14 protein-coding genes are annotated in these 14662 nt (G+C 65.1%); 5 read left to right on the top strand and 9 right to left on the bottom strand.

Annotated features, from left to right (window positions below; genetic code table 11):
- Positions 1-73: 73 nt before the first annotated feature.
- A complete protein-coding gene (locus AB4Y97_RS11340) occupies positions 74-757 on the bottom strand; it encodes a TetR/AcrR family transcriptional regulator (RefSeq protein WP_441999152.1) in 684 nt (227 codons plus the stop codon).
- Positions 758-947: 190 nt separating this feature from the next.
- Between AB4Y97_RS11340 and hemW the strand changes: the two genes are divergently transcribed.
- Positions 948-2108, top strand: a complete 1161-nt coding sequence (gene hemW, locus AB4Y97_RS11335) for a radical SAM family heme chaperone HemW (protein ID WP_441999151.1) — start codon at positions 948-950, stop codon at positions 2106-2108.
- 56 nt (positions 2109-2164) lie between these two features.
- On the opposite strand, the gene gshB is transcribed toward hemW, so the two are convergent.
- The gene (gshB, locus tag AB4Y97_RS11330) at positions 2165-3112 is read right to left on the bottom strand and encodes a glutathione synthase (RefSeq protein WP_441999150.1); all 948 of its coding nucleotides are present in this window, start codon (positions 3110-3112) and stop codon (positions 2165-2167) included.
- A gap of 166 nt (positions 3113-3278) precedes the next feature.
- Between gshB and AB4Y97_RS11325 the strand changes: the two genes are divergently transcribed.
- Positions 3279-4148, top strand: a complete 870-nt coding sequence (locus tag AB4Y97_RS11325) for a lipid kinase (RefSeq protein ID WP_441999204.1) — start codon at positions 3279-3281, stop codon at positions 4146-4148.
- Between the two features lie 14 nt (positions 4149-4162).
- Here the strand turns inward: AB4Y97_RS11325 and AB4Y97_RS11320 are convergent, their stop codons facing one another.
- Complete coding sequence (locus AB4Y97_RS11320; protein WP_441999149.1) at positions 4163-4453, bottom strand: DUF1127 domain-containing protein; 291 nt, start codon at positions 4451-4453, stop codon at positions 4163-4165.
- Between the two features lie 245 nt (positions 4454-4698).
- Here AB4Y97_RS11320 and AB4Y97_RS11315 point away from each other — a divergent pair, with 245 nt between their 5' ends.
- Positions 4699-5571: a LysR substrate-binding domain-containing protein gene (locus AB4Y97_RS11315; RefSeq protein ID WP_441999148.1), complete on the top strand. Its 873-nt coding sequence runs from the start codon at positions 4699-4701 to the stop codon at positions 5569-5571.
- On the opposite strand, the gene AB4Y97_RS11310 is transcribed toward AB4Y97_RS11315, so the two are convergent.
- The gene (locus AB4Y97_RS11310; RefSeq protein WP_441999147.1) at positions 5568-5945 is read right to left on the bottom strand and encodes a YraN family protein; all 378 of its coding nucleotides are present in this window, start codon (positions 5943-5945) and stop codon (positions 5568-5570) included. The genes AB4Y97_RS11315 and AB4Y97_RS11310 overlap by 4 nt on opposite strands.
- Positions 5942-6880, bottom strand: coding sequence for a 16S rRNA (cytidine(1402)-2'-O)-methyltransferase (gene rsmI, locus AB4Y97_RS11305; RefSeq protein ID WP_441999146.1), 939 nt, complete (start codon positions 6878-6880; stop codon positions 5942-5944). The genes AB4Y97_RS11310 and rsmI overlap by 4 nt, the downstream gene beginning before the upstream one ends.
- A 335-nt stretch (positions 6881-7215) precedes the next feature.
- Between rsmI and AB4Y97_RS11300 the strand changes: the two genes are divergently transcribed.
- The gene (locus AB4Y97_RS11300) at positions 7216-8421 is read left to right on the top strand and encodes a penicillin-binding protein activator (protein ID WP_441999145.1); all 1206 of its coding nucleotides are present in this window, start codon (positions 7216-7218) and stop codon (positions 8419-8421) included.
- A 13-nt stretch (positions 8422-8434) separates the two neighbouring features.
- Here the strand turns inward: AB4Y97_RS11300 and AB4Y97_RS11295 are convergent, their stop codons facing one another.
- Genes AB4Y97_RS11295 through AB4Y97_RS11280 form a run of 4 tightly spaced genes read right to left on the bottom strand, consistent with a single transcriptional unit; the run spans position 8435 to position 11587 of the window.
- A complete protein-coding gene (locus AB4Y97_RS11295; RefSeq protein ID WP_441999144.1) occupies positions 8435-8944 on the bottom strand; it encodes an OsmC family protein in 510 nt (169 codons plus the stop codon).
- A 16-nt stretch (positions 8945-8960) separates the two neighbouring features.
- The gene (locus AB4Y97_RS11290; RefSeq protein WP_441999143.1) at positions 8961-9749 is read right to left on the bottom strand and encodes an ABC transporter ATP-binding protein; all 789 of its coding nucleotides are present in this window, start codon (positions 9747-9749) and stop codon (positions 8961-8963) included.
- The gene (locus tag AB4Y97_RS11285) at positions 9749-10627 is read right to left on the bottom strand and encodes an ABC transporter permease (RefSeq protein ID WP_441999142.1); all 879 of its coding nucleotides are present in this window, start codon (positions 10625-10627) and stop codon (positions 9749-9751) included. Before AB4Y97_RS11285 ends, AB4Y97_RS11290 begins: the two co-directional genes overlap by 1 nt.
- On the bottom strand, positions 10628-11587 hold the full coding sequence (locus tag AB4Y97_RS11280; protein ID WP_441999141.1) for an aliphatic sulfonate ABC transporter substrate-binding protein: 960 nt from the start codon (positions 11585-11587) through the stop codon (positions 10628-10630). It abuts the gene before it with no gap.
- A 286-nt stretch (positions 11588-11873) separates the two neighbouring features.
- Between AB4Y97_RS11280 and AB4Y97_RS11275 the strand changes: the two genes are divergently transcribed.
- Positions 11874-14624 carry a [protein-PII] uridylyltransferase gene (locus AB4Y97_RS11275; protein WP_441999140.1) on the top strand — a complete coding sequence of 917 codons (2751 nt, stop codon included), beginning with the start codon at positions 11874-11876 and terminating at the stop codon, positions 14622-14624.
- Positions 14625-14662 lie beyond the last annotated feature (38 nt).

Genomic DNA, 14662 nt, shown 5'->3' with positions numbered 1-14662 from the left:
GTTAATGCTAACAACATTAACATGCGGATCGATTTGGGCGCTTTCAAGAGAAAGGCCGGCGTTATTTGTCGCGTTATTTTCCGACAGGCGTCTGGCGGCGCTGAAGAGCCCCGTGGACCAGGGCGAGGACGCCGGCCCGGAGAAGTTCGTATTTGTCGGGCAGGCCGGGCCCTTTCGGCAGCTGGCCCGCCGCATCGAGAGTGGCGATGCCATGGGACAGGGCCCAAACCTCGATGGCGATGAAGCGCACGTCCACGTCCTTGAACCCGTCAGGGAAGGTATCCGACAGGGCATGAACCAGGAAATCGAAGGCATTGCCGCCGGAGGGGGCGCTTCCCTCCGAGGGTGCAGCCTTGGAGCCCTTGGTCCAAGGCGGCCCGCAAGTCTCGCCCTCGCCGGGCTTCTGCGAGAACATGGCGGCGTAGAAGCCGGGCTCCTGCTCGGCGAAGGCCAGGTAGGCCTCGCCCATGCGAGTGAAACGCTCCAGCGGCGTGCCCTGGCTCTTCAGGGCATGGCCGAGCCGCTCGGCGAGCTGTGTGAGGCCACGAAACGCCACCTCGGCCACCAGGGCCTCGCGCCCCCGGAAATGACGATAGAGCGCGGCCGGCGTCACGCCGACGAGCTTGGCGGCATCGGCCAGAGTGAAGCCGCCCAGGCCTCGCTCGGCAATGAAGCGCTGCGCCGCCTCGATCAGCGCCTCCTTCAGATTGCCGTGATGATAGCCCTGCCTGTCGAATGGGGCGCGCCAGTGACGCATGGTGGTTACCTGTACTCTCTCCCGCCCAGCCTAAGCCCTTGGGGTCGGAGAGGCTAGGCCGGAGGCCCCTTCATGATGAACCGCCGCCGGCAAAAGATGTTCAGAAATCTTTCGCCGCCCGTGCGGAAGACAGGTTCAATGCGGCAAGGGGGAGCGTGACGCGGAAGGCCGGAACTGCCATATACGGCCCATGATCAATCATCCGACGCGCGATGCGGGCTTCGGTGTCTATGTGCACTGGCCCTTCTGCGCCTCAAAGTGCCCCTATTGCGACTTCAACAGCCATGTCCGCCATCAGCCGGTGGACCAGGAGCGGTTCCTTGCGGCCTTCCGCAAGGAGATCGACCACACGGCGGCGCGCATTCCGGGGCGGACGGTTACCAGCATCTTCTTCGGCGGCGGCACGCCTTCGCTCATGAAGCCCGAGACGGTGGGCGCGATCCTCGATGCGATCGGCGGCGCCTGGGCGGTCGATCCGGGCGCGGAGATCACCCTCGAGGCCAATCCGACCAGTGTCGAGGCGGAGCGATTTCGCGGCTATCGCGCGGCGGGGGTGAACCGGGTCTCGCTTGGCGTGCAGGCGTTGAACGATCCCGATCTGCGCCGCCTGGGACGTATGCATTCCGTCGATGAGGCCCTGGCGGCCGTCAAGGTCGCCGCCTCCATCTTCGAGCGCTATTCCTTCGATCTCATCTATGCCCGGCCCGACCAGACGCCGGAGGCCTGGGCGGCGGAGCTCAGGCAGGCCATCGGTCACGCGGTCGAGCACCTTTCTCTCTACCAGCTCACCATCGAACCCGGCACGTGGTTCGAGCGGCTGCACAAGGCGGGCAAGCTCACGGTGCCCGACGACGATGCGGGCCGCGTGCTTTACGATATCACGCAGGACATCTGCGAGGCGCATGGCCTTCCGGCCTATGAGATCTCGAATCACGCCCGTCCCGGCGCGGAATCGCGGCACAATCTCGTTTATTGGCGCTATGGCGAATATGCGGGCATCGGCCCCGGCGCCCATGGCCGCCTCGTGACCGGCAATGCGCGGCTTGCGACTGCGACGGAGAAACACCCCGAAACCTGGCTCGAACGGGTCGAGCGGGAAGGGCACGGCGTCATTGAGGAGGAAGTGCTGACCTCGGAAGCCGAAGGGGACGAGTTCCTGCTCATGGGGCTTCGCCTGAGAGAGGGCATCGACCCGCGCCGCTACACGGCCTTTACGGGCCGCGCGCTGAACGAGCGGCGAATCGGGAACCTCGAGGAGCAAGGATTGATCCGCCGTTCCGACACCCGCCTTTCCGTCACGCACGAGGGTTTCCCTGTGCTGAACGCGGTGATTGCCGAACTGGCGGCTTAATCGGCTATGCGCCGCCACCCACCTTTCCATGGAGAGAGATGATTGGCGCTGCGCTATTACGTCCGCTTCACCTTCCCTTCGATCACATCCCAGAGCGTCACGGCGAGATCCGGGCCGCCGAGGCGCTTGATGGCGCGCAGGCCCGTGGGCGCGGTTACGTTGATCTCGGTGAGATTGCCGTCGATCACGTCGATGCCGACGAGAAGGAGACCCATCCGCTTCAGGTCAGGCCCGATCGTCTCGCAGATTTCCCTCTCCCGCGGGGTCAGGTCCGTCGGCTTCGCCGCGCCGCCGCGCACCATGTTGGAGCGGATATCGTTGGGGGCCGGAACGCGGTTGATCGCGCCAGCCGCCTCGCCGTCGATGAGGATGATGCGCTTGTCGCCTTCCGTGATCTTCGGCAGGAAGCGCTGGATCACCCAGGGCTCGCGGAAGGTGGCCGCGAAGAGATCGTAGAGCGAGCCGAAATTCGGATCCTCCCGATTGATCTTGAACACGCTCGCGCCCCCATGGCCATAAAGGGGCTTCATCACCACGTCGCCATGCTCGCGCCGGAACGCCTCGATCTCACCCTTGTCGCGGGAGATCAGTGTCGGCGGCATGAGCTGCGGAAAATGCGTCACGAAGAGCTTTTCCGGCGCATTGCGCACATGGGCCGGATCGTTCACCACCAGCGTCTTCGGGTGGATGCGCTCCAGCATGTGGGTTGTGGTGATATAGGCCATGTCGAAGGGCGGGTCCTGGCGCAGCAACACCACGTCCACCGTCGAGAGATCGATCCTCTCCTGTTCGCCCAGGGTATAGTGATCGCCTTCCACGTCGCGGACCGTGACGGGTTCGGCCATCGCCGTCACCGCGCCGTCGCGCATGGTCAGGCGGTCCGGCGTATAGTGCAGGAGGCGGTGCCCACGCCGTTGCGCTTCGAGCAGCATCGCGAAGGCCGAGTCGCCCGCGATCTTGATGTGCTGGATCGGATCCATCTGGACCGCAACGGTAAGGGTCATGCGTCAACCTCCATGAGACGGGCGGTTATTGGCCGGAATTCCGGCAATGGCAACTGTCCGGTGAAAGACGATGAACCGAAAAGGCCTTCGTGACGTTGTATCCGGCCTCCCGCGCTTCTCCGATTCGCCCCTTGCAGACACGCCCAAGCTTTTCCATCTGACAGTCATGCCACGCCGCGCCCTCCTGATCGTCAATGCCAAGAGCCGGAGCGGCGCATCCCAATGCGATCTCGCGGTCGCGCGCCTGAAGGCCCATGGGATCGAGCCGGTTTATCTCGAATGCAACAGCGGGGATGAGATTTCACCGCTCATCGTCAAGCACGCGAACGAGGTTGATTGCGTCGTGGTCGGCGGCGGGGACGGGACCTTGAACGCGGCGGCGCTCGGGGTCATCGAGGCGAAGCTGCCGCTCGGCATTTTGCCGCTGGGCACCGCGAACGATCTCGCGCGCACGCTGGGCATCCCCTTCGATCTCGACGGCGCCGCCGACATCATCGCCGCCGGGCGCACGCGGCGGATCGATCTCGGCCTCGTCAACGGGCAGCCTTTCTTCAATGTCGCCAGCATCGGTCTCTCGGCGGAACTGGCGCAGAAGCTGACGCGGGACATCAAGCGCCGCTTCGGCCGTCTCGGCTATGCCCTCGTCGCCCTGAAGGTTCTGGCACAGGCGCGTCCCTTCAATGCGACGATCATCAGCGAAACTGAATCGGTGAGGGTGAAGACCCTTCAGATCGCGGTGGGCAACGGGCGCTATTACGGCGGGGGCAATGCGGTCGAGAAGGATGCCGCCATCGATGATCAGCATCTCGATCTCTACAGCCTCGAATTCCGGCGCGCCTGGAAGCTCGCGCTCATGGCGCGCTCCTTCCGGTATGGCGAACACGGAGCCTGGAACGAGGTGCGGGCCGTCCGGGCCAAGGAATTCGACATCCGGACCCGTATCTCGCGCCCGGTGAATGCCGATGGCGAGATCGTGACCCGGACGCCCGCGCATTTCTCGATCAAGCCATGTGCCGTCACGGTATTCGCGCCCTGACGGCCCATGCATTTTCAGCGCCATTCCGTGTACGAGGCTGGGAGGGACGCCATCTCAGGTACGCCAACGTTCAGGCTGCGCACGCCCGGGCGGCCATAGCGGACCGCGTCTTCGACACCTCCGCGCACCAGGCCGATATCGTGAAGCGCGGCCTCATCGAACCCGGAGAGCAGGCGCATGTCGCGGCGGACACGGATCTCCCGAGCCAGAGCAGCGAAGAAGCGCGCCAGAAGGGAGGGGCGGCGGGTGCGGGAAGCGCCGGTGATCCCGGTTGCGGCGGCTTCGTGGGTGAGGGTCAACGACATGGTTCGCTCCTGTAGCTCTCGGCCGGGATCGGCAAGGCATTCGGACAAGCATCGTCCTTCGCCGGATATTCGTCCGGCGCGGTGACGCGGGTGAAAGCCTGCAGATCGGCGGTCTTCGACGGGGCCGCTGCCTTGACCCTGGACGGTCATTTCAGCGGCGATGGGACAACCTTACGCCTCGCCCTTGCATAAATGAAACGAATGTTCATTATATCAAAGATAACGATCCGTTATTGAGGTGAGCCATGCCCCGCAATCTCGATGTGAGCCTCCTGAGAGCCTTCGTCGCCGTCGTGGATGCAGGCGGCATGACGGCGGCCACCGGAACCCTCAACCTGACCCAGGCGGCGGTCAGCCAGCAGATCAAGCGGCTTGAGGAGATGATCGGGGAAGAGCTCATCACCCGCGACAGGCGCGGGATGAGGCTGACGAATGCAGGCGAGCGTTTGTTCGGACGCGCGAAACGTCTCCTCGCCCTGAACGACGAAATCTGGACCGAGATGACGACGCCGGAATATGAAGGCGAGGTTCGCCTCGGCATTCCGAGCGACATCATCAATACCTATCTGCCGACCTTCCTGAAGGATTTCGCGCGCAGCTACCCGCGCGTGCAGATCTCCTTGCAAAGCGGATCGAGCGCCAAACTTCGTTCGGCACTCTACGGGGGCAAGGTCGACGTGGTGCTCGCGACGGAGATGCAATGCGACCCGGACGGCGAGAACCTCATCATGGATCGGCTCGTCTGGGTCGGCGCCCGCGGCAGCGAGGCGGCGCGGCAGCGCCCGCTTCCCGTCTCGATCGGATGCTCGGATTGCGCATTCCGCGCGCCCATTCGCGATGCGCTGCAGAAGGCTGGGATCGCATGGCGATCCGCTTCCGAAGTCACGAACACGTCGGCGCAGGTCGCCACGGTCGCTGCCGATATCGCCGTGATGGCGTGGATGGCGTCCACCGTTCCCGACGACCTGGAAGTTCTCGGCCGCGAGTCCGGCCTGCCGCCGCTTCCGCCCTTCACGATCAACCTTTACCTGCCGAAGGATGGCGGCGACCATATCGTCCAGGAAATGGCCCGCACCATCCGCGAGGCTGTCACGGATCGCCGCCGGCTCGTGGCTTAAGACATCTCCAGCTCGAACGCCGCTTCCACATGCTGCGGCCAGCGACGCGGCGCCACGAATACTGCATCGGCACGCCATGTCTTGTCCGCCGCCCAGGGATGGCGCGAGAGCCAGGCCCGCGCCGCGCGGGAGAAGCGGCGGCGCTTCGTGGCGGTGATGGAGGAGAGCGCGTCTTCCATGAGGCCACGCGCCTTCACCTCGATGAAGGCGATGGTGCTCCCGCGCATGACGATGAGGTCGATCTCGCCGCCCGCGGCGGCATAGCGGCGGGCAAGCGGGCGATAGCCCTTGAGCAGCAGGAACAGGAGCGCGATCCGCTCGGCCCGGTGGCCGCGCAGAAAGGTTGTGCGCCGACGCTCGGTCGCGTCCGTCATGTGTCCTTTTTCGCGAGAGCGAGCGCGCGGGCGTAGACTTCGCGCTTGGGGATGTCGAGTTCCGCCGCGACGAGGGCGGCCGCATCCTTGATCGAGTTGTTCTTCAGCGCGGCTTCGAGCTTGTCGTCGAGCACGGCATCGACTTCCGCCGCCTGCATCGCCTTCGTCGCCTCGCCGATGAGAACCACGATCTCGCCCTTCGGCGGCCCTTCTCGGGCGAAAGTCTCCGCCAGTTCAGGCAGGGTGCCGCGCCGGATGGTCTCGAACATCTTCGTCAATTCGCGCGCCACCACTGCCTGCCGCTCGCCGAGCACGGCGGCGGCGTCCGCCAGCATTTCCGGCAGACGGTGCGGACCTTCGAACAGCATCAGCGTGCCGGGAATCGATCCGATCTCGGCAAGCCGCGCCCGGCGCGCGGCGCTCTTCGGCGGCAGGAAGCCTTCGAAGAAGAAGCGGTCAGTCGGAAGCCCCGAGACGACGAGAGCGGTAAGCACGGCAGAGGGACCGGGAATGGGCGTGACCGGCAGGCCTTCCTCGATGGCGGCCTGCACGAGCTTGTAGCCGGGATCGGACACCAGCGGCGTGCCGGCATCAGACACCAGCGCCAGCGCCTGTCCCTCCCTGATGCGGTGGATCATGCGCTCGCGCACCGCATCGTTGGAATGCTCGTGATAAGCTACGAGCGGGGCCGTGATGCCGTAATGGGCGAGCAGGGTCTTCGTGACCCGCGTATCCTCGGCCAGGATCGCGTCCGCCGCGGCCAGCACGCTCAAGCCCCGGAAGGACACGTCGCGCAGGTTGCCGATGGGTGTCGCGACCACGTAGAGGCCGGGCGAAAGCGGTTCGGCCTCGGCGGCAAGGCCGAAGGCGGTGAAGGTGCCGGCCCGCGCCGAGGGTCCAAGCCGTTTGATCCGGTTGTCGATTCTCTGTGTCATCGTTCGAGCACTGTCGCATGAAGGCCGCTTCCGGCGAAAGCGGCATCATGAATTTGGGAGAGCCGGGCCTTGGAAACAATGTTTACCATTTCGCGCCATGATCCGCCCGATCCTGTCGATAGCTGCTTCCGGGGGAGATGGGGATGGCGCGGTTTCCTTTCGCATCGGCCAAAGGCTCGAGAGCGTCGGACCCAAAAGTGGATTCCACTTTTGGGATAAATCCGATGCTCTCTCATTGGATGAGCGCATCGTTGGGCGCGGAAAACCGGGTCCACTTTTCCGCACGATGCGCTAGAAGCCTGAAGAACCTCGCCGTTTCGGCCGGGTTTCTGGCCATGACCCTTCTGCTCGCCGGATGCGTCGGGTCGGGCAGCATGACGCCTCCACGCAGGAGCGCGAAACCACCCATCGCCTCGGCCGAGCCGGTCTATGAGGCCGATATGCCCGCCGCTGAAGCGCCGGCCGCTTACGCGCCGGCGGCGAGCGGCGCCACCATCGGCAACGGCCCGGTGAGGGTGGCGCTGATCCTGCCACTCACCGGCCAGGGGCAGAGCGCGGTCGCGGCGCAGAGCCTGCGCAACGCGGCCGATCTGGCCCTAAGCGAGCTCCAGGGGCCCGAACTCACGATTCTGGTGAAGGATGACCGCGGCACGCCGGAAGGCGCGCGCGAGGCTGCGAGCCAGGCGCTTGCGGAGGGTGCCGAGCTCATCATGGGCCCGCTCTTCGCCGGCTCCGTCCAGGCGGCGGGGCAGGTGGCACGCCAGGCGGGCCGCCCGGTCATCGGGTTCTCGACCGATACAAGCGTCGCCGCGCGCGGCGTCTATCTCCTGAGCTTCCTCGTCCAGGCGGAGGTGGACCGCATCGTCTCCCATGCGGCCTTGCAGGGGCGCCGCTCCGTCGCGGCGCTCATTCCGCAATCGACCTATGGCAGCGTGGCCGAGGTGCAGTTCCGGGAGACCGCGGCGCGGCAGGGCCTGCGCGTCGTGGCGATCGAGCGTTATCCCGTCGGTCAGGCGCAGACGGCGGTGCAGCGCATGAGCCAACTCATCGGCGGCCCTGCGCCTCAGGCCGATGCGCTCTTCATTCCCGACAACGGCGATGGCCTGCCCGCCATTGCCCAGGCGCTCCAGACGATCGGCTTCAACCCGCAGCGGGTGAAGCCCCTCGGCACCGGCCTGTGGAACGAGCCGCGCGTCTTCGCCTTGCCGACGCTTCAGGGCGGCTGGTTCTCGGCTCCCGACAATCGCGGCTTCGAGGCCTTCGCCGGGCGCTATCGCGCGCGCTTCAACACGGATCCGATCCGACTCGCCACCCTGTCCTACGATGCGGTGACCTTGGCGGCGACGCTCACCCGCGTGCAGGGCTCGCAGCGATTCGCGGAAGGGGTGCTGACCAATCCCGCCGGCTTCGCCGGCGCCGATGGCGTGTTCCGCTTCAAGCCCGACGGCACCAACGACCGCGCGCTCGCGGTGCAGGAAATCCGCAACGGCGCGGCCGTCATGGTCAGCAGCGCGCCGCGAACGCTCGTCGCGGACAACTGAGCTTTGCAAGAAACTATTGCTTGCTGAGCGTCGCGCTCAATTCAGGCTTGTTGTTGAGCGTCTGGAACACCACGCAATAGCGCTCGGTCAGCTTGAGAAGCTGGTCGATCTTGTCCTGCGGCGCGTCGGTGTCGATCTCGAATTCCAGGCGGATCGCCTTGAAACCGACGGGTGCCGTCTTGTCGACGCCGAGCGTGCCGCGAAAATCGAGATCGCCCTCGGCCTTCACCGCGCCGTGACGCAGCTCGATCTCGAGCGCGGTCGCCACTGCCTTCAGGGTCACACCCGCGCAGGCGACAAGCGCCTCGAGCAGCATGTCGCCAGAGCACAGTTCCGCGCCCGATCCGCCGGTGGCAGGATGCAGGCCCGCCACCGCCAGGGCGCGGCCCGTCTCGACCTTGCAGGCGATATGCTGATCGTCGAGGGTGCCTTTCGCCCGCAAGGTGATCACGGCCGAATCCGGCGACGAGCGATATTGATCCTTCAGCGGCGTCTGCAGCGCGCGCAATTGCGTCGAATCCATGATGTGTTCCTTGATGTCACCACCACAGCGCGGCCGCTTCCCGGTCGCGCTCGCGTTGCGGCGATGTTTGCACGGTGTTGAGGGAATGGTCCAGAGCCGTCAGCACGCGCCGCACGGCGCCCTCGAAGGGCAAGGCTGCCTTGTCGCGCGGACGGGCGAGGGCAAGGGTCAATTCGTCGAAGATGCGCCCGGGCTTCGGCTGCATGACGACGGCGCGATCGGCGAGCGTCACCGCCTCCTGCACATCGTGCGTGACGAGCACGACGGTAGGCCGCGTCTCTTCCCACAGCCCCAGCAGATGCTCGTGCAGGCTGGCGCGGGTAAACGCGTCGAGGGCCGAGAACGGCTCGTCGAGAAGCAGCACTTTCGGGTTGGTGACGAAGGCGCGGGCAATCGCCACCCGCTGCTGCTGGCCGCCGGAAAGATCGCGGGGCCAGCGTCCGGCATGCTCCGTCAAACCGATCTTCTCGAGCGCATGCGCGACGCGCGCCTTGCGTTCCGCCGCGCTCACATGTTCGAGGCCGAAGGCGATATTGTCAGCGACGTTGAGCCACGGCAGCAGGCGCGGCTCCTGAAACACGATGCCGATGGCCGGATGCGGCTCGACGATGGTCTCATGGTCGAGGCGGATCGCTCCGGCGCTTGCGCGGTCGAGGCCTGCGATGAGGCGCAGCAACGTGGTCTTGCCGCAACCCGAACCGCCGATCAGCGCGACGATCTCGCCCTCGCGCACGGAGAGATTGATGTCCGCGAGCGCGCGGGTGCCATCGGCATAGGTCTTGGAGAGGTGTTCGAGTTCGAGCATCACAAGCGCTCCCGCACGATGTCCTGCCAGCGCACCAGCGGCTTCGTGCCGAGGACGAGCAGGCTGTCGGCGATCTTGCCGAGGAGCGCGAAGGCAATGATGGCGGCGAGGATCTGGTCGGGCTTGCCCATCTGCTGCCCGTCGACGAGCAGATAGCCGAGGCCCTCAGACGCGCCCATGAATTCGGCCGCCACCACGAACATGAAGCCGAGGCCGAGGCCGGAGCGAAGGGCAATCACGGCTTCCGGCAGCACGGCGGGAAGCAAAATGCGTTGGGCGAGCTTGATGCGGGAGAGGCGGAAGACGCGGCCGACTTCGACGAGCTTGCGGTCGACCGACAGGATCGCGCCCGCGATGCCGAGATAGACTGGAAAGAACACGCCGACCGCAATCAGCGCCACCTTCGAGGCCTCGAAAATGCCGAGCCACAGGATGAAGAGCGGCACCCAGGCGATGGACGGGATGGCGCGCAGGGCCTGAAGGGTCGGGTCGAGCAGGCGACGCAAGGTTTCGCTCGATCCGGAAAGCGCGCCGAATACGATGCCGGTGGCTGCGCCGAGGACGAACCCGACGAGAATGCGCCAGAGCGTCACCCAAATATGGGTCCACAACTCGCCGGTTTTCGCCAGCGCCCAAAGGGTCGCCAGGATGCGGCTCGGCGGCGGAACGAGGCGGCCCTGCGCGAAGCCGAAATGCACGGCCGCTTCCCAGAGAAGCGCCACGAAGACGGGCAAGAAAAAGCCGAGAAGCACGCGCCCGTCGAAGGCGCGACGCTTCCCGGCAAGGGGGGGAGCCGCGAGAGCGGCAGCTCCTTCAAGGGAGGACCAGGCTCGGCTTGCAGCTTGGCCTGTCACGGCGCTCTCCCGTGATGAAGACATTTAGCGGGACGCGGTGGCGAAGCGGCGGTCGACGAGGTTGTCGACGGCGGCGCGAACATCCGTGTCGGCGGGAATGACACCCGCCTGCTGAAGGGCAAGGCCTGCGGCGAGGATCGTGTCGATCTGCGGCTGGCCGATGGCGGAATGGGTCAGCTCCGTGCGCGTGAGCTGACGCTCGATCACCGGCTCGGGCAGCTTGGTATAGGCGACGAGGGCCTTCTTCAGCTCCGCCGGGTTGGCGAGCGCATAGGCGCGGGCCTCCTCGTAGGCCTTGAGTACGCGGGTGACGAGGGCTGGGTTTTCCTTGGCGAAAGCCTCGCTCACATTGAGGACGCCCCAGGTATTCGCGGCCGCGTTGCGGTAGAAGAGCTTTGCGCCGCTCTCGATTTCGGCCGCCGCCATCAGCGGATCGAGACCCGCCCAGGCATCCACGTCGCCGCGCTCGAGAGCCGTGCGCCCATCTGGATGCTGCAGCAGCACCAGCTTCACGTCCTTCTCGTTAAGCTTGGCTTCCTGCAGGGCGCGCACCAGGAAGATGTGCGGATCGGTGCCACGGGTGACGGCGACGCGCTTGCCCTTCAGATCCTCGACCTTGGCGATGGTGCTGTCCTTGCCCGTGACCAGGGCCGTCCATTCCGGGCGGGAATAGACATAGATCGACTTGATGGGATTGCCGTTGATCTTGCCGATGAGGGCGGCTGCGCCTGCGGTCGAGCCGAAATCGATGGAGCTGGCATTGAGGAATTCGAGTGCCTTGTTGGACCCCAGGGTCTGGACCCAGCGCACGGTGATGCCGTCCTTCGCCAGCTCCTTCTCCAGGAAACCCTTGTCCTTCAGGACGAGGCTTACCGGGTTGTAGGTGGCGTAATCGATGCGGATTTCCTTCGGCTGGGCTGAGGCGGCGCCGGCAAGGCCCGTGGCAAGGGCGGCGGCGAGGAAGAGGCGGCGGGAGAGGCTCATGGTCGGGCTCCTGGGTCCGCGCAGGAGCTCAAGACGTTACGTCCGAGGCGCCCGGCGCTTTAGCTGCACTTGTTTCGCGCCCGCAAGCTGCATGCTCAAATCGGCGCGTGTCCTTTTTGTAGGATCAAATCGTTTCTTTTGTCAAACACCGTATTTTATAAAGAACAAATTTTCGGCTGCGTCGAAGGGACTGATGCGGGATAATGGGCGAAGATCGGCCGAAGTGGTAAGCGAAAGTATCTTCGAAACAAGGTTCACCCCAAGGCTCACAAACCAAGGCTTACCTATGGCGAATCCCGGTCTTGAGACCGTTCTGCAGGAACTCGGCGACAAGCCGGTCCGCGATGCGACGACGCTGCGGGCCAAGCTGGTGCCTGGACTCAAGCTCTATATGGACGAAAGCCGGGCCGCAGCGGAAGCGCGGCTTCTCGACAAGCAGAACGGCCTCGCCTGCGCGCGTTTCCTCTCCGAGAGGATGGACGATCTGGTGCGCGCCGTGCACGATGCGGTGATCCGGCATCTCTACCCGGTCGACAACCCGTCCATGGCCGAGCGCCTCGCCGTCGTTGCGACGGGCGGTTACGGGCGCGGCACGCTTGCGCCGGGCTCCGATGTCGATCTCCTGTTTCTTCTGCCCTACAAGCAGACCGCCTGGAGCGAGAGCGTCGTCGAGGCGATGCTCTACGTGCTGTGGGATCTGAAGCTGAAGGTCGGTCACGCCACCCGCTCGGTGGAGGAATGCATCCGCGAGGGGGCTGCGGACATGACGATCCGCACATCGCTTCTCGAAGCCCGTTTCCTCTTCGGCGACAAGGCGCTCTACGACGATCTCATCGACCGGATCGATCGCGAGATCATCGCAGTCTCCTCGGCCGATTTCGTCGATGCGAAGCTGAAGGAGCGCGATGCCCGCGTCGCCAAGGCGGGCGCCTCGCGCTATCTCGTCGAACCGAACGTGAAGGACGGCAAGGGCGGATTGCGTGATCTCAACACCCTCTTCTGGATCGCGAAATACGTCTATCGCGTGCGCGAGCCGGAAGAGCTGGTGAAAGCCGGGCTCTTCACGCCGGAGGAGTTCAAGCTTTTCGCGCGCTGCGAGGAGTTCTTATGGCGCGTGCGCTGCCACCTGCATTTCGTGACGGGCAGGGCGGAAGAGCGCCTGACCTTCGACCTGCAACGCATCATCGCGGAACGCATCGGCTTTACCGGTCGCGGCGGATTGTCAGCGGTCGAACGCTTCATGAAGGCCTATTTCCGCATCGCGAAGGATGTGGGCGATCTCACCGCTATCGTCTGCGCGGAACTCGAAGCGCGTCAGGCGAAGCGCCGTCCGGTTCTCGACAGGATGTTCGGCCGCTTCCGCCGCCGGCGCGGCGGCGCGCTGGAGAACGATGCTTTCATCATCGACAACAACCGCATCAATCTGCGCATCGAGGATGCGTTCGAACGCGATCCGGTCAACCTCATCCGCCTGTTCTGGCTCGCCGACCGGCACAACCTGCCCATTCATCCCGACGCGACGCGCCTTGCGACCCGCTCGCTGTCGTTGATTGGGCCGACCCTGCGCAACGACCGCGAAGCGAACCGGATGTTCCTCGACATCCTGACCTCGCGCAATGCGCCGGAAGTGGTGCTGCGGCTGATGAACGAGGCGGGCGTGCTCGGGCGTTTCGTTCCGGATTTCGGGCGCATCGTCGCGATGATGCAGTTCAACATGTATCATCACTATACGGTGGACGAGCATCTGATCCGCTCCATCGGCGTGCTGACCGAAATCGAAAGCGGGAAGAACACCGGCGATCATCCGCTCGCCAACCAGATCGCCGGCACCATCGGCAACCGGCGTGCGCTTTACGTGGCCGTGTTTCTCCACGACATCGCGAAGGGGCGGCCGGAAGATCATTCGGTGGCGGGCGCCGCGATCGCCCGCAAGCTCGGGCCGCGCTTCGGCCTCACCGACGCGGAAACGGATACGGTGGCATGGCTCGTCGAGCACCATCTCCTCGCATCCAACACCGCGCAGAGCCGCGATCTGTCGGACCCCGCCACGATCAAGAGCTTCGCCGAAACCGTGCAGACCATGGAGCGCCTGAAGCTGCTTCACATTCTCACCATCGCCGACATCAAGGCTGTGGGGCCTGGCGTCTGGAACGGCTGGAAAGGGCAGCTCCTGCGCAATCTCTATCACGAAACCGAGGTGTTGCTCGGCGGTGGTGCTGCCGATATCGCACGCTCCGACCGGATTCGTCTCGCGCAGGACGAATTGCGCGCAGCTCTCCCCGATTGGCCGCAGGAGAAGTTCGATGCCTATGCGGCCCGTCACGCTCCGGCCTATTGGTTGAAGACGGACGAGGCGCGGCGCGTGAAGCAGGCGCATTTCGTCAGAAAATCCGACGAGGCCGGGCGCACCGTCACGACGGCCTACGAGACCGACCGGTTCCGCGGCATGACGGAACTCACCATTCTCTCGCCCGACCATCCGCGCCTGCTTGCCATCATTACCGGCGCCTGCGCGGCTGCGGGCGGCAATATCGTCGATGCGCAGATCTTCACCACCACCGACGGCATGGCGCTCGACACTATCGTCCTGTCCCGGGCCTTCGATCGGGACGAAGACGAGTTGCGCCGGGCCGAGCGGGTCGCCACCGCCATCGAGCGGGCGCTGAAGGGGGAGGTGAAGATCGCGGATCTGGTGGACGGGAAGCGTCCGGCCAAGGAGCGCTCCAAGACCTTCCAACGGGCGCCGGAGGTGTCCATCGACAACTCCCTGTCGAGTCGCCAGACGGTTATCGAGGTCTCCGGCCTCGACCGGCCGGGACTGCTCTACGATCTCACCACGGCGCTCGGAAAGCTCAACCTCAACATTGCCTCCGCCCATATCGTCACGTTCGGCGAAAAGGCCGTGGATGTGTTCTATGTGACGGACCTGACCGGCACCAAGGTGACCCATGCGGGCCGCCAGGCTTCCATCCGCCGGGCGTTGCTGGAAGCCTTCAAGGCAGAGGAAACGGAACCGGTTCAGCGCCGCAGCGCTTGATTTAAGAGGCCGGGGACCTGATATGTGGCCGGACCCTT

Source organism: Microvirga sp. 2TAF3, from assembly GCF_052114965.1.
Classification (GTDB): domain Bacteria; phylum Pseudomonadota; class Alphaproteobacteria; order Rhizobiales; family Beijerinckiaceae; genus Microvirga.
The sequence above is the reverse complement of the archived record's forward strand: the minus strand, read 5'-3'. Positions and strand labels throughout refer to the sequence as shown.